The organism is Acetobacter sacchari, from assembly GCF_017377715.1.
Classification (GTDB): Bacteria; Pseudomonadota; Alphaproteobacteria; order Acetobacterales; family Acetobacteraceae; genus Acetobacter; species Acetobacter sacchari.
Genome location: NZ_JAFVMF010000018.1, coordinates 24,844 through 48,698 on the forward strand (window position 1 = coordinate 24,844; position 23,855 = coordinate 48,698).

Genomic DNA, 23,855 nt, shown 5'->3' on the forward strand with positions numbered 1-23,855 from the left:
AATCCTCGCGAGCGGTGGAATGACATCGTCGCGAGGATTTTACTGCAGTATTTATAACAATTTCATAGAGAAACTTTATCGTCGTTGTCTTTGCCATCGCCAGAAGAAGCTGCTCCGCCCATCACGCTGACTGAACCGACGCCGCTAATTTGCTTGCTGAGGCTCTGCGGCTGGCTGGTCAAGCTCACGGAACCCGCGCCGCTGATAGAAACGTTCACCACGCCAGTTGGGCCCGCCTTCACCGAACCAGCCCCACTCACCGATACGTCCATATTGGCGACGATCATCTGCGTGAATTTCGCGGACCCAGCCCCCGACAGCTTCAGAGTCAGGTCCGCAACCTTTCCGGTTCCAGTCAAACTTCCTGCGCCATTCAGCTCCACTTCCAGTTCTTTCTGCTGATAGTCGCGGAAGTTCACGGAACCGAAACCATTCATCACGACATGTGTCAATGCGGGCGCCGTCACGGTTACACGCAGGCGAGACCCATGGCGTCCGAGTGGCCAGGATATGTTTTTCCTTTCCATCTTGAGAATATCTCCATCCATAGACAGACTGTCGACCAGATTTTTTGATCCGGTGGCAACAACGCTGGGCGTTTCTCCTTGCGTGACGATAATCTCTCCAGGAAGATCGAAGGACAGGAACGGCCCTCCTTTCCATGGAAAAGCCTTGGTTTGCACTGGAACGTGCGCGTCGTCCGACGCGTCGGCGAAATTGAGTTCAAGCGGACCGCGCAAATCAGCAAGGCCGAAACACAGCGCCGACAATGCAGCCGCGGAAGCGATGACTATGACAAGACCTCGAACCATGGCGGAGGTTCCCTTAATTTCAGATTTCGGAAGGAGCGGCGATTGTGCGGTAATGCGCGCGTCCATAACTGACGAGCATATTCATGGCTACGATCGAAATAAGAAGCCCGAGCGCGCAAAGAGCGACTCCGGCGCAGAGCATGCCAAGCCCGATCAGGACACCTTGTAGCCAGTCGACGTTCACGAATGCGCCGACGCCCATGACGCCCAAAGGCGTCAGGATCGCCCCGACGACGCTGAACGTCACGCCGACGACGATTACCACGAAAAGAAAAACTCCAACTATGAACAGCAAGGGCAAAACAAGAAAAACGTCGACCGCCAACAGGCCGATCATACCAAATACTGCGCGCATGGCGGCGTAAAACGTGCGCTCGTCGTGCCAGCGCCGGACGCCATCCTCAGCCCGGATTTCCCGGGCGAGACGCGAAGGGTCGCCCAGACCTTGCGCGATGTCTTCTTCAGAGCGCCCGTTGGCAACGCCTGCGTCGAAATGCGCCGCGTAATCATTGATCGTTTCTTCAATGACTGAACGCGGCATGCCTTTCAGGCCCGCCCGCATCCGACTGAGAAACAACCCTTTTACAAAACTGTTTTCGCTCATGTTCCTGGCTTCTCAGTCGCTTTGTGCACAGTCAAATGCGTGGGAACGCTTGCGCCCGACGCCTGCGTATCCGGGCGTGCCGCGCCCTCGTTACGCTCCGGCGAAAGCACATGCGATACGGCAGAAGAAAAACTCTCCCAGGCGCCGCGCTGCGCCTCCAGACTCCTTCGTCCCAGATCAGTCAGAGCGTAATACTTGCGTGGCGGTCCGGACGGAGATTCAACGAAATACGTAGAAACAAGAGCCTCTTTCTGCATCCGACGCATCAGGGGATAGACCGTTCCTTCTCCCATGCCGATCGCATCGGCAAGTTGGCTGGCGATGTCGTAGCCGTAGGAATCGGCGCGAGCGAGCACGGCGAGAACGCATAGCTCCAGCACGCCTTTCTTGAACTGAGTGAGATTCGGTTCCACGCGATTTCCATTTTTCAGACCTGCTCGGCAAGGACGCACTGCAAACGTCTCAGCGCCGTTAATACTGACTATACACACGTTCCTTGCATTGCAAGGTACCTACCAAAAAATTTTCCGTGCCGTCGCCTACTCTCCTTCACTGCACCCAAGTCTGTTCAAACGAATAACGTCGACCCATTATTTCAAACCTGCCGGAAGAATTGCTTATCGGAATAAAAATTCTATGCAAAACAATAACTTATATAGTTTTCCCGATCTGATATCCTAGTGACGAGGCATCAGCCACTCAAGATGACGCCTGACGATCCATTAAACCCGGCTCACAAACTCCGAACGTCAAGTCGTCGCGGCGACAAGCCCACTGCCACCGCGACAGAGCGTCGGCGCGCCCCTTTTGCCTGACCGAACTCAACAGCAGGCTTGTCGAAGCTCCCCCATGGAAGCAGCCAGCGCGGACCACCTCGCGTCAGGCAGCAGGCACACATCGGCTCTCGCTGGATGCTGCGCCCCGAAATGAAGCCTCGTCGCGAAACCGATTCAATGCTTTGCGAGGACCAATTCAGCGCCCCGGCGCTTCTATCACCTAAGATTCATTGGAACCTCAAAAGCAGGCGCCGCCTGGCGCCTCAATGTGAGGAGAAGTCGTCCATATCAACTATTTTAAGCGCGCTAAATTCTATTTGCTGATGAGGAGGGTAAAACAGGCGCAACAACCTGATTCTTCCCGCCACGCAGTACGAACAGGCAATGATCTACGTAATCGCCCCCGCAAAAGGACCGAGACAGCACATCATCGGGTCTCAAAAAATTCAGCGAGAAACTGAATGAGAAAGTAAAATTTCCTGTAATAAAGGTGATTACCACGAAAACCCTCGTGATATTCTCCGCTCCATCACGCAATCCATCCGTGATCCAAACGCGTCTACCCACCTCGTGACCGACGACCTTTTCACACCGGCGAACCGTGCTATAGTGGAAGGAGGCGCCAAGCCATGAAGCGACCGCGCCTTTCATTAACTCGCAGAACGCGACCGTTTTCGATCCGTATTCGGTCGAACCCGAATCTATTTCGCGCGCTCTAAACAATTAATTTTCCCCCACAGGGGACGAGACGTCGGCGTTTCAGCTTCAAACTGGCGCTGACGCTTGGGCCTTACACGTCCTGAATGACAGGAGCGAGACATGAGATATCACCCATTGGGCCGCACCGGCCTACTGGTGTCCGAACTGTGCCTCGGCACGATGACATTCGGCGGCGTCGGAGATCGCTGGGCTCCGATCGGCGATCTGCAGCAGCAGGAAGCTGACTCGCTGTTGCGCGTGGCGCTCGACGCTGGCGTCAATTTTGTCGATACGGCCAATGTTTATTCACAAGGTCAGTCGGAGCAGATCACCGGACAGGCGTTACGCAATCTCGGCGTGGCGCGTGACGACGTCGTGGTGGCGACAAAGGCGCTGGCGCCTATGGGCAGCGGCCCGAACGCTCGCGGGGCGTCGCGAGCGCACATCCTCGCGCAAGCGCGGGCGAGCCTGAAACGGCTGCAACTCGACCACGTGGATCTCTACCAGATTCATGGCGTCGACCCCATCACGCCGATCGACGAGACGCTGGCGGCTCTGGACACGCTCGTCCGCAGCGGGGACGTCCGCTATGTCGGCGTCTCCAACTGGCCCGCGTGGCGCATCGCCAAGGCTTTGGGAATCGCCGAACGTAAAAATCTGACGCCGCTGCATAGTCTGCAAGCTTATTACACTATCGCCGGGCGCGATCTGGAGCGGGAACTACGTCCCATGCTGCAATCGGAGCAGGTCGGCCTGATGGTGTGGAGCCCCTTGGCCGGTGGGCTGCTCTCGGGCAAATATCATCGCGACGGCACGTCGGTCGCTGGCGACGGGCGCCGCGCAACGTTCGATTTCCCGCCGGTCGATCGAGATCGCGCCTTCGCCGCGATCGACGCCATGCGCCCCATAGCCGAGGAGCATGGGTGCAGCGTGGCGCAGGTAGCAATCGCGTGGCTGCTTCACCAGCCTGTCGTGACCAGCGTGATCGTCGGCGCCCGCAGGCCGGACCAGCTTCTCGACAACATCTCCGCGACCGAGGTGCGCTTGACCGCTGACAATCTGGTGACGCTCGACGCCGCAAGCGCGCTGCCCCCGGAATATCCCGGCTGGATGATCGAGCGTCAGGCGGCGTATCGCGCGCCATGGATGACTCCAGACGATTCTTCGACAAAATCGTAACCGCACTACAAGGAAACAAGACATGCTCTCATGCGTCGGATACGCCGCCACCGCAGCGAAGGCACCGCTCGCCCCCATCGCGTTTGAACGAAGAGATGTGGGACCGGACGATGTCCGTATCGACATCACCTATTGCGGCGTCTGTCACTCGGATCTCCATCAGGCTCGCAACGAATGGAAGAACACCATCTACCCATGCGTTCCTGGGCACGAAATCGTAGGGCACGTGGCCGAGGTTGGCTCCTCCGTCACGCGCTTCAAGAAGGGTGATTTCGTCGGGGTCGGCTGCATGGTCGATTCATGTCGGGAATGCACAAGCTGTAAAGAGGGGCTGGAACAGTACTGCGAAGTCGGTTTCGTCGGCACCTATAACGGCGAAGACCGGCAGGGGCGCGGGATCACTTTTGGCGGATACTCCAGCGCCGTCGTGGTTGATCAGGCTTTCGTGCTGCGTGCGCCAACTTCGCTCGACCCCGCCGCCGTGGCGCCATTGCTCTGCGCAGGCATCACCACCTGGTCACCCTTGCGCAAGTGGAATGTCGGTCCCGGACAGCGCGTCGGCATTGTCGGACTGGGCGGACTTGGCCATATGGGCGTGAAATTCGCCCGCGCGCTGGGCGCGGAAGTCGTGTTGTTCACCACGTCGGCCAGCAAAATCGAGGACGGGCTGCGGCTCGGCGCGCATGAGGTCGTTCTCTCGAAAGACCCGGATGCGATGGCCAAGGAGAGCGGACGCTTCGACTTCATACTCGACGCAGTCTCGGCTAAACACGACATCAACGAATATCTCGGGCTACTCAAACGCGACGGCGTGCTGGTTCAGGTCGGAGCGCCCGAGGAGCCGCTGCCGGTCTCGGTGTTCAGCCTGATCATGAAGCGCCGCACCTTCGCCGGATCGCTGATCGGAGGGATCGCGGAGACTCAGGAAATGCTCGACTTCTGCGGTGAGCATGGCATCACGTCCGACATCGAGATGATTCGCATGGATGAGATCGAGGCGGCTTATGAGCGCATGCTGAAATCGGATGTGAAGTATCGCTTCGTGATCGACATGACGTCCATGCCTGCCAGCGTCTGAGGTTTCTTCTTTCGGTTGGAGCCCGTTTTGCAAGAAACGGGCTCCAACCGAGATTCAGACAGTTCGAGCGGACCACACATTTTAGAACGAAAATATATTGTTTTAATGTATGTATTTAAAATTTGAAAAACAAAATTCAAATCCGAAATTCAGTTTACGGACTTATCAAAAATCGAAATTTTTTCGCTTTGCTTTAAAAGGGAGAGCGAAAGTTCGGCCTAATGAAGTCGTTGTACCTGTCGACAAACGTACAGCCGCTATTTCAAACGGCCACACAGCACAACCACTTCGATAGCGCCCACTGCTCCCTCCAACGGACCCAGCGTCGCCATTGACTGCGCCTCGATCGCAATCACAAGCACGGGAGTATGGAAAAGCGACTTGCCTGCGCGACGAAACCGGCGCTTGATAGTATTCGTTCAGCGCCCATAAGTGCGCTGTTCGCACAAAATGGGTGCGAACCGAATTAAGCCAGTGGCTCACACGCCACTCAAGCCTCCGAAGAGAGGCGTCGGAAAAGTCAGGGTGAGTCTTATGCGTCCAGCTGTTGTCGCCGTCGCCATCACCGGTTCGGTGCCGCGCACCTCGGATAATCCGACACTGCCTGTGACTCCGACGCAGCAAATCGAATCAACACACGAAGCCTTTGAAGCCGGCGCATCACTCGTGCACATCCACGTTCGCAACGCCGACGAAAGTCCGTCATCCGACCCGGCGCTGTTTCAGGCTGTTCAGGAGGGCGTCTCCAGACATTGCCCCGGCATGATCATCCAGTTTTCCACCGGAGGCCGCGGGCGCGACGCCGACGCTCGGGGGAGTTCTTTACCGCTGCGACCGGATATGGCCTCGCTGTCGACCGGCTCGGTAAATTTTCCGACCATCGTTTACGAAAACGGCGCCGCCCTCGTCGACACTCTCGCCGCCAGCATGAAAGATCATCATGTCAGCCCGGAGATCGAAATCTTCGACCTGTCTCACATACACGGCGCACGTCGCCTTGTGGACGCCGGGTTGATGGGGCCGAAACCGCATGTGCAGTTCGTGCTTGGCGTAAAGAACGCCATGCCAGCCGACGAACATCTGCTCGACATCCTTCTTGCAGAAACAAGACGTATTCTCCCTGAGGCAACATGGACGGCGGCGGGAATCGGGCGTTACCAAACAACGGTCATGGATTGGGTTCTGGCCCGTGACTGCGACGGTGTGCGCACCGGTCTGGAAGATAATATTCGCGTAACACGTGACAGACTTGCCAAGGGCAACGTTGAACTCGTGCAGATAGCGGTCGAACGGCTCGCCGCACATGGGCGCCGTCCTGCCACGCCAGCAGAGGCGCGGCAGATACTCGGGCTTCGGGCGCCTCAATAAAAGCCACCATCTCCCTCTCGCAGTAACCTCCGCAAATATTGTTCACTTATCTGAGATGGCTCCACGCGCACCGAATTCGCCTGGGGACGGATTGCCGGGCGTGCCCAGCGATGATGAGTTTCAAATGACAGTTGCGCTTGTGCTTCCAATGTCAACCGCCTCACCAATGTACAACTCTTCAGATCATTGCAGGGCTTTTATTGTTCAATAGAAACACGGGACAAGAGAATAATGACAGCCCAACCAAACACAATGCACATGACACGCTCGGATACACCCGCGTATTTCGCCTGAGAGATACCATATGACCAAAAACTCAACCAAATCTGCAGCCCGAAATTCGCTCCAGGGTGCGCTCGTCGATTTCTTCGTGGTCTTCTTCGAACGCTTTATGCCCGATCCGTTCGTGATTGCGTTGCTTCTGACATTCGTGACTGCGATCCTCGCCGGGGCGCTTGCTCCGCATCGCACCCCGACTGATATTCTGAACGCGTGGTACGGCGGCTCCTTCAAGATCGTCGCCTTCGCGTTCCAGATGATGCTGATCCTCGTCACGGGACATGCCGTCGCCGCAGCGCCTGCGGTCAGAAGATTGCTTCGCCGACTGGTCGCTGGCGTCAACACGCCGGGACAGGCGGTATTCACTATGTATGCCCTGGTCGTTCCCGCGACCTGGCTCAACTGGGGCCTTGGGCTGGTCGTAGGCGCGTTCGTGGCTCGTGAAATCGGACGGCGCGTGCGGGTGGATTACGGATGGCTTGTCGCCTGCGGATATTCCGCGTGGTGGATGTGCAACAGCGGCCTTTCCAGCTCCATCGCCCTGTCGCAGGCGACGCATGGAAACCCCATGAACATCGTCGAGCAGCTTACCGGACAGGTTACTCCGCTCAGCGCCTCTCTCTTCTCAGCATTCACACTGGTTCCAACAATTTTGACGATCATCGTGTCAGGCTTGGCGTTTCCCCTCATACGCCCCGCGACCGAGCAATCGGTGTTCCTGAACGTCGATGAAGAACGACTAACGGCCTCGCAAGAGGCGCCAACCGCTTGGTCGCCCCGCCTCGCCGTGGAGCGCTCGTTCATCTTGTCCGCCCTGATCGCCGCCTTCGCATTCGCGGCGCTCGTCCTCAGATGGCGGGATCACGGATTCGGTTTCGATATCGAAAGTCTGATCCTCAGCTTTCTGATCGCTGGGCTCGTCTTGCAAAAAACGCCGATCGCCTATGTCGGCGCCGTAAGAGAGGCGATCTCACAGACTGGACCGATTCTGCTGCAATTCCCGTTCTACGGCGGAATCATGGGAATCATGACAGCGACGGGGCTTGCGGGGGTCATCTCTGATTTCTTCGTACACATCGCGTCGGCTCAGACATTGCCTTTCTGGAGCTTCATAAGCTCGTTGATCATCACGTTCCTCGTCCCCAGCGCGGGCGGCCACTGGGCGGTGCAGGGGCCTTTCGTCGTGCCTGCGGCGATGAGTCTGCACGCCTCGGCGCCACATGTGATTATGGCTGTGGCGATCGCCGAAAACGTAGCCAACATGCTTCAACCGTTCTGGGCCGTCCCGATCGTGGCCATCGCGGGTATCGGGATACAGCGTGTCATGGCGTTCACGGCGGTGACGTTCATGATCTCCCTTGTTATCTGCTGTGTTTCCGTTTTGGCTTTAGGTTGAAGGAGCACACGATGTTTCTCAAAAACCGCGTGGCTCTTGTTACCGGATCGACGTCAGGGATAGGGCTGGCTTATGCTCGTGCTCTGGCCGCAGAAGGCGCCGTGCTTGTGATGACCGGCTTCGGCGACCCGGCGGACATCGAGACACAGAGGCGCGCTCTTTCGGACGCATCCGGTCAGGAAGCATTTTTTATACCCGCCGACCTGAGCCTGATGGAGTCCAATAGAGCGCTGGTTCACGCAGCATGTGAGCAGGCGGGCGGCCTCGACATCCTGATCGCCAATGCGGGCGTACAGCATGTCGAGGCGATCGACACGTTTCCCGCTGAAAAATGGGAGCAGATCATCGCGCTCAATCTCAGTTCGCCCTTTCATCTGATGCAAACGGCGATCCCCCTGATGCGCGCTTCCGGCTGGGGACGGATCATCGTCACAGCGTCGATACACTCGCAGGTCGCGTCCCCTTTTAAGTCCGCTTACGTCGCAGCGAAGCATGGACTGCTCGGCCTGGTGAAAACAGCGGCGCTGGAGACGGCCGGGACAGGAATCACCGTCAACGCGATTTCGCCCGGTTATGTCTGGACGCCGCTGGTCGAAAACCAGATTCCCGACACGATGAAGGCGCGCAACATGACGCGCGAACAGGTGATCAGGGACATACTTCTGGCGGCCCAACCGACAGGGCAGTTCGTCACGGCCGAGCAGGTTGCAGCGATGGCGACGTTTCTTTGCAGGGATGAAGCCGAGCAGATCACCGGCGCAAACCAAATGATCGACGGCGGTTACACCGCACGCTAAGCGTCCGGTGTAACCTTGACTTCTCGCAGGGACGAGGCAGGAAGGCGGCGCAACCTTTCGGTTGGGAGAACGCCGCTTGCGCATCGCCTACGTGATCAATTCTCTCGAAGGCGGTGGCGCCGCCTTCCCTGTCCCTGCTGTCACCGATGTATTCAGGGACGCCGGACACGAGGTCGCGGTCTTTGCTCTGGCGCGGAAAGACGGTCTGGGCGAACCGCCTATGCGAGCTGCGGGCCTCGACGTCCGGGCCTGCGGCGCCGGTTTGCGCGATCACCTCGGCGCCTATCGTTGGCTTGGGGGCGAATTACAGGCGTGGCGGCCAACCCATCTGTGGACCTCCCTGACCCGCGCGACCCTGCTGGGGCAGCTGGTCGGACGGCGCATGGGTCTGCCCGTCGCAAGCTGGCAGCATTCCGCGCGCCTGAAACCAGCCAACCGCGCCCTGCTGCGCGCCACACGATCGCTGTCCTGCCTGTGGGTGGGAGATTCGCAATTCGTGACAGAAGCCGCGCGCGCCAGCCTGCACATTCCGCCGGAGCGCCTCGCCTGCTGGCCGATCTTTCGCGCTAATCCAAATGCCCCGTGCGCCATACCGCGGAGATCCGGCGAGCCAGTGAAGCTGGGATCTTTGGGCCGCCTGCACCCTGTAAAGGGTTATGCCGAGTTGATCGCCGCCATCGCAAGCCTGCCGCTGGAGACCCTGCCCCCATTTGATCTGACCATCGCCGGGGAAGGGCCCCAGCGCGCCGAACTGGAGGGCCTGATCGCGCAGCATGGACTGGGCGAACGCGTGCGGCTGCCCGGCTTCACTGCGGACACAGGCGCGTTCCTGAGTGGACTGCACCTTTATCTCCAACCTTCACGATGGGAGGGATTCTGCATTGGCGCGCATGAAGCCATGCAGGCAGCGCTTCCTGTTATTGGCTCCAAGGCTGGCGAAATGACGTATTCGATTCAGGACGGCGTCACCGGCTGGCATACGCCGCCTGAAGCTCCGGACGCGCTCGCGGCGGTCTTGCGCCGGGCGTTGAGCACACCAGAAGAGCTGGCAAAGATGGGCGAGAGGGCGCGCGACGTGGTGTTGTCGCGCTATTCGGCGGAGGCGTTTACGCGGACCGGGCGGGAGTTGTTGGAGAGGCTGCAGAGGGGCGGCGCTACGACGCGGCTCTGAGCGGAGTAGACGTTACGACTCCCCCTTGTTACGGTGGAGCGATATCCCGTTCGCCAGTGCAGCATACTTGCGTCGGAAATAGCGAGTCCTGCTTCTCATATAGTTTGGAGCACGTCAGGTATCGCGCAAAAAAAGCGCCACAGCGTGCTTTCAATATTTTCCTTCCGTTTCGTTCATTGGCGCGGGAACGGGTTTGGGTTGGTTGTCCAGCCACCAGGATCCATAGCGTGTGTATTGAGCAGGGACAGGAACGGTTGTACGCAACTCATCCGCCGCCGAGCGCACCCAGAACGGATCTCGCAGCATTCCTCGGCCTATCAACACGATGTCAGCACGCTCATTTTGAACGATATCTTCCGCCAACCCGGCCGAATCGATAAGACCGACCGCGCCCGTCATGATATTTAGTTTGTCCCGGAGAAGTGTAGCCGCCGGAACCTGATAGCCGGGATAACTTTTTACAGACACTGGAGCGATCCCGCCAGATGAACAATCGATAAGATCGACGCCCTGCTCCTTCATCCACTGCCCGTAGATCAGGAAATCGTCCGGGGTGTTGCCCCCCTTCATATAATCTGTGGATGAAATTCTAACAAAAAGAGGCCCCGGCCACTCGGTGCGGACGGCATCGATAATGTGTCGTAGAATACGGTAGCGATTTTCATGATTGCCTCCCCACCGATCGTTTCGTCTATTCGCAAGAGGAGATAAGAACTCGTTCAAAAGATAACCGTGAGCGGTATGAATCTCGAGAACATCGAAGTCTGCGTCTCTCGCGCGACCGGCGGCTATCCTGAAAGCTTCAATGACGCTCAAAATTTCTTCTTCGCCAAGCGGGTTCGGTGTTGTGAACCCATCGTCGAATGGGATAGCCGACGGCGCAACAGATGAAAGACCATCAATCCCGAGCATACGTCCCGCATGACCAAGCTGTGCGCCGGCGTAAGCGCCCATCTTGTGAATCACACTAACAAGACGCATCAGGCCAAGCACATGTTCATCTGACCAAATTCCGAGGTCGCCCGGTCCAATCATGCCATTTTCCAAAATGGCAAGCGTCTCCGGAAAGACAAGCGCTGCGCCGCCCAATGCGCGAGCGCCGTAATGCACGAGGTGAAAGTCACTTACAAAGCCGCCCGGCAGCCCCGAATGCATGCACATCGGGGACATGGCGATACGATTTCGCAAAGTGAGATTACGGATCGTTATTGAATCAAATAATTTCATCAGATCTTACTTTCGAACAGGCGAGCCTGAGACGACGCGGTGAATGTCGATCGGGAAGGTAAATGGCATTATCAGAATTGAAAATACGGCAAAAAAAGTCATATACTATATAAAAGTATAGCGCCGACGGTGGAAGTGAGTAGACGATGAAGAAAAGGCAAAGATGGAGCACGATTCCAGGTTGCTCGCTCGAAGCTGCGCTGAACGTAATAGGCGGTCGGTGGAAGGGAGTTTTCCTTTTTCATCTTCTTGATGGAAAAATGCGCTTCAACGAACTCAGTCGTTTGGCGAAGGGCGCATCGCCCAGACTCGTCGTCAATCAACTGCGAGAACTTGAACACGACGGCCTCATTTGTCGTGAGGTTTTCCCTGTGGTGCCGCCAAAGGTTGAATACTCACTGACTGATGAGGGGCGCAGCCTCGAACCTATCCTGATTAGCCTGAGCGACTGGGGTTACGCTTGGATCGAAAGACACCCGTTTCAGGAACCTCACCTCGTCACTGACTCTCCGGGTCCCATATCGCCTCCAGAAGCGCCTCGAACCCCATGACCACTGCGTCTCGGCAGGAGCCGAACTCACGCTCTACATCCAGAACGCCGCCCCGGATGACTTCTTCCGAGAGGCGCAGCTCCGGGAAAGGCGTTATGGCGCGCATCTTCAAACCTTCAGCGACCTGAAGCAATTGCGCACCACATTTTCCGCCCCCGCGCCCTCCATAAGTGACGGCAAGCATCGGCTTTCCACGCCATTCCTTATAGCAATGGTCGATCGCGTTTTTCAGCGCCGCCGGATAGCCCCAGTTATACTGAGGCGTAACGAACACGCATGCTGACGCATTAGCGACTTTTTGAGACCAGGCCAGTGAGTGTTCCTGGATGTAATCGCCTAGCGCAGGAATGAGTGGTTCGTCATCCATGGGCAGATGCCAGTCGCGCAGATCGACAAGCTCGACCTCCGCGCCAGTCGCAACTCGCCCGATCGTCGCGATCCATTCCGCGATCTCCGGGCAGCGCCTTCCAGACCGCACGCTTCCCATGACTAGCAAAATGGGTTCGCGCTTGCGTTGCGGCGCCTTCACTTCAGGCCGCTTTCCTGCCGCGCGCGCTCGAACAACACCACGAAATCCCGTTCGCCGTCTCCCGCGCTTACCGCGCTCAGCAATCTGTCGCGTACGACCGACGCATAAGGCAGAGGCACGGCATATTCGCCGCCGGCGTCCATGAACATCTTTACGTCCTTGAGCCCCAGCGTGACCGGCGCACCGGGCTCGTCGTAATTTTTATCGACCATCAAGCTTCCGTAACTCTTGTGAACCGGGGCATTGTAGAAACTTCCCGTCATAATATCGAATATCTTGCGCGGGTCGGTTCCGGCCTTTTCGTTCAGGGCAAAGACCTCTGACATCTGTTCTATGGTCGAATAGATCATGAAATTCAGGGAGAGCTTAACGAGGTTCGCCTGCACGGGATCTGTCCCCACAACGAAAAGATGAGGACCGAAGCATTTCAGCACAGGCCCGAGCCGCTCCACATCTCCTTCGGCTCCTGCGGCGATCACATACAGTTGCCCCGCCTCCGCAGCGGGCGGGCGCCCGAGAACATTGGCGCTGACATAAGCCTGTCCGCGTTCGGCGTGCCCGTCACGCAGGCGGCGCGCCTGCGCAAGCGAGAGGGTGCTGCAACACACGTGGATGGCTCCAGACCGGAGCGTCGTAGCGATTCCGTTGTCACCGAAGGCGGCGTCCTGAGTCGACGCGTCATCAAACAGCATGGAGAAGACAACGTCCGCATCCCGCGCGACATCTGCTGGAGTTTCTGCATAGACGGCGCCACGCGCGACAAGCGCGTCGGCTTTGGCGCGCGTGCGGTTGTGCACGACAAGATCATACCCGGCGTCGATCAGGCGGCCCGCCATCACCACGCCCATGGCTCCCAATCCTATGAAACCGATTTTCATCTGCTTTCTCTTCCATGAAGGCTGCCCGCTGCGGGGTTTGGTCACTTCGCTCATGGTAAGCCTCCCACGCTTGGCGTGCTCACGCCTGCAGGCCATATTTCGACTCATGTGCGCCACCTTCCCCATACCGCCCCTCACGCCGGATTCTGCCACCGGCGAGCCGCCGTGGCTGAGCGGTGGATATTTCAGCCAGACGACCCGCCGTATGGCTGAGCGGCATGAACACGCATACGGACAAATTCTCGGGGTTGATGAAGGTGTTATCGGCATCAGGACCGAACCCTCTTACTGGCAGATCGGTCCTGGCCAGTGCCTGTGGCTTCCACCTGGACTACCGCATCAGGCGCGCTCCCACGGCGCCATTACCGGCTGGCTTCTGTATATCAGCGAAGCCCGCAGCCAGACTTTGTCGTCTGAACCGTTCCTGACGCAGGGATCGCGGCTGCTGCGCGCGCAGGCGGAACGTCTTGCGCGCCATGCCTCCGGCATGATTTGGGATAAGCCGCTGTTTCGTTTGGCCGAGAGTTTCTGGGACGAATTCCGCTCACTACCGCACGCGGCCCTGTCGCTGCCGCTTCCGATGGACCCGCGTCTTGGACGCGTGGCCGATCTGTTAAGCGACAATCCTGCCGATCCACGTGAACAGCCCGACTGGGCGAGCGACGCCGGAATGTCACCCAGATCGTTCGTGCGACGTTTCATGGCGGAGACCGGCATGCCCTTCTCCACATGGCGACGGCGTCTGCGTGTGCTGGCCGCGCAAGAGTTGCTGGCGCGTGGCCGCAGCGTCACTGACGCAGCACTTGAAGTCGGCTACGAAAGCAGCGGCGCGTTCGGCGCCGCTTTCAGGTCGATCACCGGATGCAGCCCACGGGAGTATTCGAAACTCCGGGGAGGCGGACACGACCGGACGTCATAAGGCGGATGTTGATGCGTCGATTTCTTTTGCAGACTTGGGGCGGCTTGCGCAGTCTACTCGGTGGGGCCGAGTTCGCGTTCCTTTGGGGCAGGTTCACGCGGGATGCATCCATCCGCGCAGATCAAGATGCTCGTCAAAACAGCGTCCAAGAACCACTTGCATGAGTCGGCACGAACAAGCATGGCTCCAGCATCCAGCGAATTGCGGACACTGGTTTGCTGGGTCGGCGGATAAGTGAACAGGCGCGTCGCCACGTCCTTCATTCCTCTCGCGCAGTGAATATTATTATCCTCACATGACGAGTCGAATGAACGATGCCATGCGCCATGCGGGATACCTCCGAACGGGGCGCTGGTGTAGGCTTCCCATATGAGCAAGACCACGCCCGCTACCGCCTTTTTGCGCCGCAGTAACATCCCTTTCGAAACGCTGTCTTACGATTACGACCCATCGGCGGATCGGCTCGGAGTCCACGCCGCCGCCGCCATGGGCGAGCCGGAAGACCGGGTGTTTAAAACCCTGATGACCGAGGTTGACGGCGCGGCTGTCTGCGTCGTTATTCCCGTGGCGCGCGAGTTGAGTATGAAAAAGCTTGCGACCGCGGCAGGCGGGAAAAGCGCCAGAATGATGAAACCTGCGGACGCCGAGCGCGTGACCGGATTCAAGGTCGGCGGGATCAGTCCTTTCGGCCGCCGCAAGGCGACGCCAACAATTTTGGCGCGCGAAGCTCTGGAGCAGCCTTATATCGTCACGAACGGAGGCGCTCGCGGCGTGCAGGTGAAACTCACTCCGGCGGATGCGCTGACCGCCATGAATGGCGTTCCCGGAGACGTTTTGGCGCCGTTAAACTGAAGAGCCGCACGTCAACTCACCGACTGAAGATCGTGCGCAATGCTGGAAGCGCATTTTTGCGCCTCAGATTACTGCTTGCCACTCACGCGCCGCGAGACGGCGCTGACGGGACTGTCCGCAAACCTTTTCCTCCGCCCCTCCCTGTGTGGTTTCCATCCCCCGCGCCGGCTCAGGAATGAGACCGCCGGAACTCGTCCCTGCGGCGCCCCCGTTTGTTTCCTCTCAGATCCTCGCCGCCAGAGACACGTAAGATGACGTCCCGACGACCGCCGCACGTTTCGTGCGCGGTCGCGGCTTTTCGCCGCCAGCACCGGAGACGCTTCTTGACCGCCCAGAATTTCGACGCATGCCTCGATTTCGTTCGTACGGCGGAAGGCGGATACAGCGACGATCCCAAAGACCCCGGAAACTGGTTGCGCGGTGACAAGGGGCGGGGCGACACACTGATCGGCAGCCATTACGGCGTCTCCGCAATGACGCTGGCCGCATGGTCCGCGCCCGCAGCGATTTCGGCGGACAGCATGCGCGCGCTGGACCTGAAGACTTTCGACGCCATCGCCCGCTCGCGCTACTGGAACCCGCTCGCTGGATCCGCGCTCCCTGCGGGCGTCGATCTCATGACGTTCGACTTTGGCTGGAATTGCGGTGTGAGCACGTCGGCGACGCTGCTGCAGCGCATCGTCGGCGCCGTGGCGGATGGACGCATCGGACCAAAAACCCTCGACGCGGTGTCGCATATCGACGTCACGGACCTTTTGCCTCAGATCGATCCCGACTCTTTGGCTGCGTTGCACGCGCGGCTTGGACTTCCGCCCAGCAGCGGCATTGGCCCGGAAGTGCGCCGCGCACTCGCACGGCCGGGCGGCGCAGAAATGGTGACCGTGATGGTCCTCGGCGGCATGCAGCAACGTGAATATCGTTCCCGCGACGGATTGCGGCGCTTCGGACGAGGCTGGCTGGCGCGAACGCGGCGACGGACTGAAACTGCGCTGGCCATGGTCTCGGCGGCGACAGCCCGGGGGGCTGCGTCTTTCGAAAGCTGACTGCTGCGGCGTACAGAAAAGGGCGCATCAACCTGTTTGGCGAAAGGTTTTCACGCGCCTCCATTTCGTCTACAGAATGACCATGCCCGATGGCCGTCAGAGAACCTTCGCCTCCCGCTGCTATCGCCTTTCGTCGCAACGTCGTTCGCGCGCTGCATGGAACGCTGGTGCGTCAGGCCGATATCAGACGAGTAGTGTTTTCTACGCGATTGGCAGTGCGAGTTTCGCTGCCTCCTGCCCTGAAACTTCCCCTTGTATGTTGGCGACTACAATAATTCATCAGGATGGTCCGACGCACGCGCAGAGTCTTCGGAGCAGGTGGTGGCCCTTGCCTCGGTCGGAGCGGGCCTTGCAGCGCGTCCACATCGCTCCCGCCAGCGCACGCTTCTTCTGATGCATTCCCGCAACCGCACGTTCCTGCAAATCGCCTGCCTGGAAATCTGCGAACGTTTTGGTTTTTACGGCCTACAAAGCGTTTCGATAGCGTATTTCGTGCAGACCATGGGGCTGACGGAACAGGGAGCCGTGATGCTATGGGGCGCATTCAGCGCCCTGATGTTCGGCATTCCTGTTCTGGGCGGCTGGCTGGGCGACAGAGTTCTCGGAACGCGGCGGACAGTGACGATCGCGATGGCGTTGCTGGCCGTCGGATACAGCGGTCTCTCCTGCGGCCTGGGCGGATCGGCGGGAGTGTCTCTTGTGCTCGCCGTGCTGATACTGGGCGGCGGGATTTTCAAACCCAACGTCGCCAGCCTGTTGCGACAGACCTTCAGCGACGCCTCGGACCGCGTCGATATCGTCTTCACCATCTACTATATGTCGATCAATATCGGCGCGACCGTCGCTGCTATCGCAATTCCGTTCCTCGCCGAACATATCGGGTGGCGGAAGAGCTTCGCCATCGCAGCCGCCGTCTTGTGGTTGGGTTTCGCAGTATCCCTGACCCTTCCTCGCACCGTGGCGGCAGCGAGAAAACGCGACACATGGGTATGGCCTGCATGCGCCGCCGCAATCGGCCTCGCCTTTGTCCTGCTGCATTACCCGGCGCTGGCCCGGGTCTGCATCTGGATCGCGGCGATCGCCATTCTGCTGGTCTGGAGTTTTCTGTACCATCGCGCGACGCCCACCTGGCGCCTAGGGCTGCGGCTGTCCTTCGCATTACAGGCGCAAGCGGTCCTGTTCTTCCTGTTCAACCAGCAGATCGCGACATCACTTACCAGTTTCGCCCGAGACCATGTCGCAACTACGATTCGTGTGGCGGGCGTAAACTGTGTGCTGCAGGCTGGACAGTTTCAATCCCTGAACAATTTGTGGATCCTCGCCATCGCGCCCGGTCTGGCCGCGCTCTATCATCGCGCCGAGCGTCGTGACCGACCGATTTCCCTGCCGATCCGCTTCCTGTGCGGCTTCATCTTCCTTGCGCTTTCGTTTCAACTCTGGCGCGCCGCCGCTCTCGCCAGCATCAACGCGACAATTTCACCATGGTGGATGGTGGCGGGGTACGCCCTGTTCTCAGCGGGCGAGCTACTGATTGCAGCGCTCGGACTGGCCGCAATCGCACGCTATGCGCCCCCGGGCGCAACAGGGCAGTTGATGGGGTGCTTTTCCGTGCTGGCCGGGCTGACGAGTTATCTCGGCAGCGTCGTCGCTACAGGCGTCTCTGTCGGAGGAGCGAGCGACGGAGCCGCCGCGCCGATGGCGTACGCCCACCTGTTTGGCGACCTGTGCATGCTGGCGTCACTGGCCGCGTTAGGGTCGGCTCTTTTCATTCCCGTTGCGCGGCGCATGGACGCCCGGTGGCGTGGCGCAGAGCCAGTGACGACAACACTCAGGCGAGAGCAGGACATGATGGACATAGCCCTATGACCGAACTCCCGAACGATAAGCTCGCCCCATGGCAATGGCCGGAAAACTACTGGCGAGCCGCCGTCGGGCGCGCACGCGCCGGGCGTTCCTTGCGTCCGAAAGCCTGGCCCGATGGCGCGCGCTGTGCTTTCGCCATCTCGTTCGACGCCGATCATGACACGATTCCGCTGCGCGACAGCGACGAAAGCCCCATGCGCATCAGTCAGGGTCACTACGGCCATCGACGTGGCGTGCCACGCATCCGGGACCTGCTGCAACGCCACGCCGTGCCTGCGACATTCTTTTATCCCGCGGTCTCCGCCCTGCTCTACCCCGACGAAGTCCGGGGCGTCGTCGCGGATGGCCATGAGATCGGCATCCATTCGTGGATTCATGAGCGCAACACGCATCTCGACGGCGAAACCGAGCTTGAGCTGACAACCCGCGCGCAAGCGGTGTTGCAGGATATCGGACGTCGTCCGGTAGTCGGCATCCGCACGGCAAGCTGGGATTTCTCGGTCAACACCCTCTCCATCATCCGGCAAATGGGGCTTCTGTACGACAGCAGTCTGATGGCTGACGACGACCCCTACGAACTTCTCCAGAACGGAGAAGCCACCGGCATTGTCGAATTGCCGCCCGAATGGATCCGCGACGACGCCGTCTACTTCAATTTCGACCGGTTTTCGGCCCTGCGCCCATACACCGCGCCGCGCGATGTGCTGGATATCTTCATGGCTGAGTTCGACGGAGCCTACGACGAAGGCGGCCTTTTCCTGCTGACGCTCCACCCGCATGTCAGCGGACATCGCAGCCGCGTCGGCGTGATCTCCGCATTGCTGGAAGCCGCCCGCGCCCGCGAAGACGTCTGGTTCGCGACCCATGAGCAGGTCGCGCTGTGGTGCCGGGACAACGCAGCGGAAGTCGGACCGTGAATCCCCCGCCCCTCCTACCGGTCCGCGACGCTTGCGCGTTATGCCAGCCATGCGGGGGCTTTTTCGTCATCGGGGCGTTTCAGATGGGCGTCCAAATTCAACATGCGCAGAATCAGCAGGCGAATGCAGCAGGAGACCGCCCTCGGTGACAGATTTGACGAGGTCGCATCCCGTTCATCATGATCGTCCGATGACAGAAAAGTCGCCCTCCGCCGTCAAAAGCCTTTCGCTGGCGCGGCTGGGCGCCGGGGAAGCGTCCGGGGATGTCGTCGCGCGTGAAACCGGCGCGGCAGCAACGGCATGCACAATCGCCTCTATTGCAGGCGACCCCCAAGGGGTCGTGCGGGAAAGCGCGGCGTTTCTGGAATCGTTGCTGCATCTATGGCGGCTTGCAGGCGTCGACCCGGAGACGGTCTGGACCGAATTACACGCTCGTATCGAAATGGGAGAACTCAGCCTCCGCCTCAGCCGCTCGCCCACACGCACAGGCGCCCGGCGCATGGCTCCATGGCGGGTGGCGACGAGCAAGCTGCCTTAGCGCCGGGCGACCTGTACGCGCGCCTTTCGCCGTTGACGCAGGATTCGATGACTCGACGCGACTTGAGTGGCATAAGCCCCTGCATGAGTCGGTATGGACACCCTGACGAACCCTGTATCGGACACAGCCTGCGCCCGACCGTAGGGCGTGAGGGCGGCGCAGGAACGGCCGCTGCTCCAACTGGCTCTGACGTCCAGCCTCCGAATACGTCCTCGCCTGCGTCATGGAGCCAGTCATGGCGTCTCTGACCGATACGAGCGTTGCGGCCGCGCAATCTGCCGCCCAGTCCGCCGCTCTGGCCTGGCGTGACGATCTGTTCGCGCACCCTCCGGGAACCCTCGGGCTGGCGGCGCTCGGCCTTGTGGCGATCTCCACCCTGTTTGGCGTCTGGCGCGGCTTTTCACGTGAAGTCCTGAGTCTGGCGAGCTGGATCGTAGCGTTGGCGCTTACAGGCGCGTTCCACGATCAGGCGACGACCTGGCTGAGCGGACAGATATCGAACCACTTCATCGCATATTGGCTCGGAGTCGTTGGAACGTTCGCCGTGCTGCTGGTTCTATGTCGCGTCGTCGCGTCCCGCGTGTCCCGGCTGGTGCTGCTTTCGCCGTTTGCCGGGCTTGATCGTCTGCTGGGCGGCCTGTTCGGAGCCTTGCGGGGACTCGTCGTCGTCGCGGCCATGTACGCGTTGTCGACATGGGTGTCGCCTGCGTATCACTGGGCGGCGCAAATGCGTGACAACCCTCTCATGCAGGAAATGGCGCGCAGAACGGCGAGCGAGGCCTCGCATTTGGCGCCGCTTCTCCCCAAATTCGCGGGATCAGGTCTTGCGCCGCCGGGCGGCTCGCGCCATGACCTCGCCGAACGGAAGAGCCCGGACGCGTCCGGCTCCTCCACCCCCTGACGTATCGCCAGTTCTGCCGGTGAGGCGGACGCCCAAAAGGGACCCATCCATGCTCCAGACCTCTTCACCGTGGCAGGACACGATCGATCCGGACGACCGTCACGGCGGCGACGAACTGCATGAGGAATGCGCCGTCTTCGGCGTGTGGAACACAGCGGACGCTGCCGCGATCACCGCGCTTGGCCTGCATGCGCTCCAGCATCGCGGGCAGGAGGCGTCCGGCATCGTCACTTTCGACGGCGAGCGCTTCCATACGCACAAGGGCCTTGGCCTCGTCGGCGACGTTTTTAGCGACTCCCGCGTCATGGCGACTCTTCCGGGCGCCAACGCGATCGGGCACGACCGCTATTCGACGACCGGCGACACGCTGCTACGCAACGTGCAGCCGCTTTTCGCCGAGTTCGAATTCGGCGGCTTGGCCGTCGCCCATAACGGCAACCTGACCAACGCAAATACGCTTCGCAAAGCCCTGATCCGTCGCGGATGTCTGTTCCAGTCGACGATGGACAGCGAGGTGTTCATTCACCTGATCGCCATTTCACTCTACGCGACGGTCGAAGACCGGCTGATCGACGCGCTCAAGCAGGTGCAGGGCGCATATTCGCTCGTCGTTCTGTCACGGGAGACCCTGATGGGCGTGCGTGACCCGCTGGGCGTACGTCCGCTGGTGCTCGGGCGCATCCCCGGCTCCGCCGACGACGCGTCCGGCTGGGTGCTGGCTTCGGAAAGCTGCGGACTGGACATCGTGGGCGCCGAATTCGTGCGCGACGTGGAGCCGGGCGAGCTGGTCATCATCGACAAGAACGGCGTCCGCTCGGTGCGCCCGTTCATCCCGACGCAATCGCGTTTCTGCGTGTTTGAATACATCTACTTCGCCCGCCCTGACTCGGTGCTCGACGGCATGTCGGTCTATAACGTCCGCAAGCAGATCGGCGTCGAACTGGCGCGCGAGAGCGCGGTCGACGCCGACGTCATCGTCCCGGTCCCGGATTCCGGCGTTCCGTCGGCGATGGGTTACGCTCAGGCCAGCGGCATCCCGTTCGAGCTGGGCATCATCCGCAATCACTATGTCGGGCGGACGTTCATCGAACCGACCGATCACATCCGCAATCTCGGCGTGCGTCTGAAACACTCCACCAACCGCACCATGCTGGACGGCAAACGCGTCGTGCTGGTGGACGACTCGATCGTGCGCGGCACCACCTCACGCAAGATCGTCGACATGGTGCGCGCGGCGGGGGCGGCGGAAGTGCATATGCGCATTTCCTCGCCGCCCACGAAGCATTCCTGCTTCTACGGCATCGACACGCCCGAGCGCAGCAAGCTGCTCGCGGCGCAGCATGACGTGGCGAAAATGGCGGAGCTGATCGGCGTCGACAGCCTCGCCTTCATCTCGCTCGACGGGCTTTATCGTGCGCTCGGCCATGAAAAGCGCGACGCAGACCGCATCCGGTACTGCGACGCCTGCTTCACCGGCGACTATCCGATCCCGCTTGTCGATTACGAGCAGGAACACGGCGCCGACGCGGCCTGAGCCGACCTCATGAGCGGGCCGATCGAGAGCCCGCTTGCGGGTGCACTCACCGGGACGGCGCAGGGCGCAGTTGCAAACGCGGACATTGACTCAGGCGCCGCTTCATCCGTCGGGCGCGCCGATGGGCCACTGGTGGGCAAAGTCGCGCTGGTGACGGGCGCAAGTCGGGGAATTGGGCGGGCCGTCGCCGTCGCTCTCGCCACGCAGGGCGCTCATTGCGTCATCAATGCGCGCACGGTCGGCGGGCTTGAAGAAACCGACGATCTGATCCTCGCCGCCACAGGACGGCGCTCCACCCTGCTGCCGCTCGACCTCGGTGACGGGAGCGGCGCAGACGCGCTCGGTCCGTCCATCGCACAACGTTTTGGACGGCTTGATCTGCTGGTTCACGCTGCCGCCATGTTCGTCCCGCTGAGTCCCGTCGCACACATCCGCGACAAGGACTGGGAGCAGGCGCTGGGCGTCAACCTCACCGCGACGATGCGGCTGCTTCGGACAACAACGCCTCTTCTCAGGGCGGCGGCGTTTGCCCGCGCCGTCATTCTCATCAACCGGCCGGATACTGCGCCAGGGCGTTTTCGGAGCGGCGGCGCCGCCTGCCGCGCAGCGCTCGAAGCGCTTGTGGAAAGCTGGCGGGAGGAGATGGCGGACCGCCCAAATTTCCACATTTCTCTATTCGATCCCGGCCCGACTGCAACGCGACTGCGCGCTCAGGCGTTTCCCGGAGGAGATGGCGTCCGTCCGCGCACGCCCGACGAGGCGGCTGCGACGATCCTGTCCCTGCTCATGCCTCAGATCAACGCCGAAAACAGCGCCTCATCGCGCGCCAGGGAACCGAAGCGATGACCGAATTGCATCCCGTTTTGCGCCGCCTCGGCATGACCACGCCTATCGTGCAGGCGCCGATGGCCGGCGTGTCCACGCCTGCTTTAGCCGCCGCAGTGTCAGAGGCAGGCGGTTTGGGCTCGCTGGGTCTTGGCGCCATGAGCGTTGAGGCCGCCAGAGCCGCGATCCGTGAAACCCGTCGCCTCACCGACCGTCCTTTTTCAGTGAATCTTTTCTGCCATCGCTCGGAGGAGTGCGCGCCCGATCGCGCCGCCGCATGGCTGGAATGGCTGCGACCGGAATTCGCGCGCTACGACGCGGTCCCGCCTCAATCGTTGCGCGAAATCTATCTCAGCTTCCTCGACAACGACGCCATGCTCACCATGCTGGCTGACGAACGGCTGGCGCTGGTCAGCTTTCATTTCGGCGCGCCGTCAGCGCATGCGGCCAACGTCCTGCGGCGATCTGGCGCTCTGCTCGCCACAAGCGTGACCAGCGTATCGGAGGCGCAAGCGGCCGACGCGGCAGGCATGGACGTCCTGATCGCCCAAGGCCACGAGGCCGGCGGCCATCGCGGCGTCTTCGATCCGCAGGGGGCGGACCGAAAGCTTCCGTTGCACACGCTGCTCGGGGAGCTGTCTCAGGCGACGTCCACCCCTCTTTTCGCGGCAGGAGGGCTGATGCACGGCCGGGACGTCGCAGCGGTTCTGCAGGCCGGGGCGTGCGCAGCGCAGCTTGGCACGGCCTTCGTCGCCGCAGACGAGAGCGCCGCCAGCCCAGCTTACCGCACGGCGCTGGCGGCGTCCGGGAGCGCGTCGGAGGGGGACATCACCGTGATGACCTCCGCAATTTCGGGGCGCCCCGCCCGATGCCTTGTCAATCGCTTCACCGCTTTGGGCGCGCGCAACGATCGCCCGGCGACCCCGCCCTACCCCTATGCCTACGACGCCGGAAAAGCGCTCGACGCCGCCGCGCGCGCGGGGGGGGAGAGCGGTTACGGCGCCTTCTGGGCCGGGAGCGGCGTCCGACGCAGTCGGTTCATACCGGCCGCTCAACTGGTCGCTACCCTCACGCGGGAATGGCGCGCGGGGGGAGCCGAGAGCGCCTGAAAATACCGGC

23 protein-coding genes are annotated in these 23,855 nt (G+C 60.6%); 17 read left to right on the forward strand and 6 right to left on the reverse strand.

Features of this window, described 5'->3' with window-relative positions:
• Positions 1-62: 62 nt before the first annotated feature.
• Genes J2D73_RS15410 through J2D73_RS15420 form a run of 3 tightly spaced genes read right to left on the reverse strand, consistent with a single transcriptional unit; the run spans position 63 to position 1,829 of the window.
• On the reverse strand, positions 63-812 hold the full coding sequence (locus J2D73_RS15410; protein WP_207882684.1) for a GIN domain-containing protein: 750 nt from the start codon (positions 810-812) through the stop codon (positions 63-65).
• Positions 813-831: 19 nt separating this feature from the next.
• A complete protein-coding gene (locus J2D73_RS15415) occupies positions 832-1,416 on the reverse strand; it encodes a DUF1700 domain-containing protein (RefSeq protein ID WP_207882685.1) in 585 nt (194 codons plus the stop codon).
• Positions 1,413-1,829 (reverse strand): helix-turn-helix transcriptional regulator, encoded by a 417-nt coding sequence (locus tag J2D73_RS15420; protein ID WP_207882687.1) that lies wholly within the window; start codon positions 1,827-1,829, stop codon positions 1,413-1,415. The genes J2D73_RS15415 and J2D73_RS15420 overlap by 4 nt, the downstream gene beginning before the upstream one ends.
• A gap of 1,182 nt (positions 1,830-3,011) precedes the next feature.
• Between J2D73_RS15420 and J2D73_RS15425 the strand changes: the two genes are divergently transcribed.
• The 6 genes from J2D73_RS15425 (at position 3,012) to J2D73_RS15450 (ending at position 10,159) form a co-directional block, all read left to right on the forward strand.
• The gene (locus J2D73_RS15425; RefSeq protein ID WP_207882689.1) at positions 3,012-4,070 is read left to right on the forward strand and encodes an aldo/keto reductase; all 1,059 of its coding nucleotides are present in this window, start codon (positions 3,012-3,014) and stop codon (positions 4,068-4,070) included.
• A gap of 22 nt (positions 4,071-4,092) precedes the next feature.
• Positions 4,093-5,148: an NAD(P)-dependent alcohol dehydrogenase gene (locus J2D73_RS15430; RefSeq protein ID WP_207882691.1), complete on the forward strand. Its 1,056-nt coding sequence runs from the start codon at positions 4,093-4,095 to the stop codon at positions 5,146-5,148.
• 534 nt (positions 5,149-5,682) lie between these two features.
• On the forward strand, positions 5,683-6,516 hold the full coding sequence (locus J2D73_RS15435) for a BKACE family enzyme (protein ID WP_207882692.1): 834 nt from the start codon (positions 5,683-5,685) through the stop codon (positions 6,514-6,516).
• Between the two features lie 304 nt (positions 6,517-6,820).
• Positions 6,821-8,191, forward strand: coding sequence for a TIGR00366 family protein (locus tag J2D73_RS15440; protein WP_207882694.1), 1,371 nt, complete (start codon positions 6,821-6,823; stop codon positions 8,189-8,191).
• A gap of 11 nt (positions 8,192-8,202) precedes the next feature.
• Positions 8,203-8,988, forward strand: a complete 786-nt coding sequence (locus J2D73_RS15445) for a 3-hydroxybutyrate dehydrogenase (protein WP_207882695.1) — start codon at positions 8,203-8,205, stop codon at positions 8,986-8,988.
• 76 nt (positions 8,989-9,064) lie between these two features.
• Positions 9,065-10,159, forward strand: a complete 1,095-nt coding sequence (locus J2D73_RS15450) for a glycosyltransferase family 4 protein (RefSeq protein ID WP_207882697.1) — start codon at positions 9,065-9,067, stop codon at positions 10,157-10,159.
• 150 nt (positions 10,160-10,309) lie between these two features.
• On the opposite strand, the gene namA is transcribed toward J2D73_RS15450, so the two are convergent.
• The gene (gene namA, locus J2D73_RS15455; protein ID WP_207882699.1) at positions 10,310-11,386 is read right to left on the reverse strand and encodes an NADPH dehydrogenase NamA; all 1,077 of its coding nucleotides are present in this window, start codon (positions 11,384-11,386) and stop codon (positions 10,310-10,312) included.
• A gap of 146 nt (positions 11,387-11,532) precedes the next feature.
• Between namA and J2D73_RS15460 the strand changes: the two genes are divergently transcribed.
• Complete coding sequence (locus J2D73_RS15460; protein WP_207882701.1) at positions 11,533-11,937, forward strand: winged helix-turn-helix transcriptional regulator; 405 nt, start codon at positions 11,533-11,535, stop codon at positions 11,935-11,937.
• Here the strand turns inward: J2D73_RS15460 and J2D73_RS15465 are convergent.
• Entirely contained in the window at positions 11,885-12,466 is a 582-nt protein-coding gene (locus J2D73_RS15465; protein WP_341535104.1) for an NADPH-dependent FMN reductase, read from the reverse strand. The genes J2D73_RS15460 and J2D73_RS15465 overlap by 53 nt on opposite strands.
• Complete coding sequence (locus tag J2D73_RS15470) at positions 12,463-13,398, reverse strand: NAD(P)-dependent oxidoreductase (RefSeq protein ID WP_243430000.1); 936 nt, start codon at positions 13,396-13,398, stop codon at positions 12,463-12,465. Before J2D73_RS15470 ends, J2D73_RS15465 begins: the two co-directional genes overlap by 4 nt.
• 52 nt (positions 13,399-13,450) lie before the next feature.
• Between J2D73_RS15470 and J2D73_RS15475 the strand changes: the two genes are divergently transcribed.
• From J2D73_RS15475 to J2D73_RS15520, 10 genes are all read left to right on the forward strand, one after another.
• Positions 13,451-14,263 carry an AraC family transcriptional regulator gene (locus J2D73_RS15475; RefSeq protein ID WP_207882703.1) on the forward strand — a complete coding sequence of 271 codons (813 nt, stop codon included), beginning with the start codon at positions 13,451-13,453 and terminating at the stop codon, positions 14,261-14,263.
• A 369-nt stretch (positions 14,264-14,632) separates the two neighbouring features.
• A complete protein-coding gene (gene ybaK / locus J2D73_RS15480) occupies positions 14,633-15,115 on the forward strand; it encodes a Cys-tRNA(Pro) deacylase (RefSeq protein WP_207882705.1) in 483 nt (160 codons plus the stop codon).
• Positions 15,116-15,438: 323 nt separating this feature from the next.
• On the forward strand, positions 15,439-16,158 hold the full coding sequence (locus J2D73_RS15485) for a glycoside hydrolase family 108 protein (protein ID WP_207882706.1): 720 nt from the start codon (positions 15,439-15,441) through the stop codon (positions 16,156-16,158).
• A gap of 321 nt (positions 16,159-16,479) precedes the next feature.
• The gene (locus tag J2D73_RS15490) at positions 16,480-18,024 is read left to right on the forward strand and encodes an oligopeptide:H+ symporter (RefSeq protein WP_207882708.1); all 1,545 of its coding nucleotides are present in this window, start codon (positions 16,480-16,482) and stop codon (positions 18,022-18,024) included.
• Positions 18,021-18,938: a polysaccharide deacetylase family protein gene (locus tag J2D73_RS15495; RefSeq protein ID WP_207882710.1), complete on the forward strand. Its 918-nt coding sequence runs from the start codon at positions 18,021-18,023 to the stop codon at positions 18,936-18,938. Before J2D73_RS15490 ends, J2D73_RS15495 begins: the two co-directional genes overlap by 4 nt.
• Before the next feature lie 190 nt (positions 18,939-19,128).
• The gene (locus J2D73_RS15500) at positions 19,129-19,476 is read left to right on the forward strand and encodes a nucleoside triphosphate pyrophosphohydrolase family protein (protein WP_207882712.1); all 348 of its coding nucleotides are present in this window, start codon (positions 19,129-19,131) and stop codon (positions 19,474-19,476) included.
• Positions 19,477-19,711: 235 nt separating this feature from the next.
• On the forward strand, positions 19,712-20,377 hold the full coding sequence (locus J2D73_RS15505) for a CvpA family protein (RefSeq protein ID WP_207882713.1): 666 nt from the start codon (positions 19,712-19,714) through the stop codon (positions 20,375-20,377).
• A gap of 49 nt (positions 20,378-20,426) precedes the next feature.
• A complete protein-coding gene (gene purF / locus J2D73_RS15510) occupies positions 20,427-21,911 on the forward strand; it encodes an amidophosphoribosyltransferase (RefSeq protein WP_086643794.1) in 1,485 nt (494 codons plus the stop codon).
• A 9-nt stretch (positions 21,912-21,920) separates the two neighbouring features.
• Complete coding sequence (locus tag J2D73_RS15515) at positions 21,921-22,757, forward strand: SDR family NAD(P)-dependent oxidoreductase (RefSeq protein ID WP_207882714.1); 837 nt, start codon at positions 21,921-21,923, stop codon at positions 22,755-22,757.
• Positions 22,754-23,845, forward strand: coding sequence for an NAD(P)H-dependent flavin oxidoreductase (locus J2D73_RS15520; RefSeq protein WP_207882715.1), 1,092 nt, complete (start codon positions 22,754-22,756; stop codon positions 23,843-23,845). The genes J2D73_RS15515 and J2D73_RS15520 overlap by 4 nt, the downstream gene beginning before the upstream one ends.
• Positions 23,846-23,855 lie beyond the last annotated feature (10 nt).

Coding starts and splice junctions, on each gene's coding strand:
- J2D73_RS15410 (WP_207882684.1), bottom strand. CDS start 812: ATGGTTCGAGGTCTTGTCATAGTCATCGCTTCCGCGGCTGCATTGTCG.
- J2D73_RS15415 (WP_207882685.1), bottom strand. CDS start 1,416: ATGAGCGAAAACAGTTTTGTAAAAGGGTTGTTTCTCAGTCGGATGCGG.
- J2D73_RS15425 (WP_207882689.1), top strand. CDS start 3,012: ATGAGATATCACCCATTGGGCCGCACCGGCCTACTGGTGTCCGAACTG.
- J2D73_RS15430 (WP_207882691.1), top strand. CDS start 4,093: ATGCTCTCATGCGTCGGATACGCCGCCACCGCAGCGAAGGCACCGCTC.
- J2D73_RS15435 (WP_207882692.1), top strand. CDS start 5,683: ATGCGTCCAGCTGTTGTCGCCGTCGCCATCACCGGTTCGGTGCCGCGC.
- J2D73_RS15440 (WP_207882694.1), top strand. CDS start 6,821: ATGACCAAAAACTCAACCAAATCTGCAGCCCGAAATTCGCTCCAGGGT.
- J2D73_RS15445 (WP_207882695.1), top strand. CDS start 8,203: ATGTTTCTCAAAAACCGCGTGGCTCTTGTTACCGGATCGACGTCAGGG.
- namA (WP_207882699.1), bottom strand. CDS start 11,386: ATGAAATTATTTGATTCAATAACGATCCGTAATCTCACTTTGCGAAAT.
- J2D73_RS15460 (WP_207882701.1), top strand. CDS start 11,533: ATGAAGAAAAGGCAAAGATGGAGCACGATTCCAGGTTGCTCGCTCGAA.
- J2D73_RS15470 (WP_243430000.1), bottom strand. CDS start 13,398: ATGAGCGAAGTGACCAAACCCCGCAGCGGGCAGCCTTCATGGAAGAGA.
- J2D73_RS15475 (WP_207882703.1), top strand. CDS start 13,451: ATGTGCGCCACCTTCCCCATACCGCCCCTCACGCCGGATTCTGCCACC.
- ybaK (WP_207882705.1), top strand. CDS start 14,633: ATGAGCAAGACCACGCCCGCTACCGCCTTTTTGCGCCGCAGTAACATC.
- J2D73_RS15495 (WP_207882710.1), top strand. CDS start 18,021: ATGACCGAACTCCCGAACGATAAGCTCGCCCCATGGCAATGGCCGGAA.
- J2D73_RS15500 (WP_207882712.1), top strand. CDS start 19,129: ATGACAGAAAAGTCGCCCTCCGCCGTCAAAAGCCTTTCGCTGGCGCGG.
- J2D73_RS15505 (WP_207882713.1), top strand. CDS start 19,712: ATGGCGTCTCTGACCGATACGAGCGTTGCGGCCGCGCAATCTGCCGCC.
- purF (WP_086643794.1), top strand. CDS start 20,427: ATGCTCCAGACCTCTTCACCGTGGCAGGACACGATCGATCCGGACGAC.
- J2D73_RS15515 (WP_207882714.1), top strand. CDS start 21,921: ATGAGCGGGCCGATCGAGAGCCCGCTTGCGGGTGCACTCACCGGGACG.
- J2D73_RS15520 (WP_207882715.1), top strand. CDS start 22,754: ATGACCGAATTGCATCCCGTTTTGCGCCGCCTCGGCATGACCACGCCT.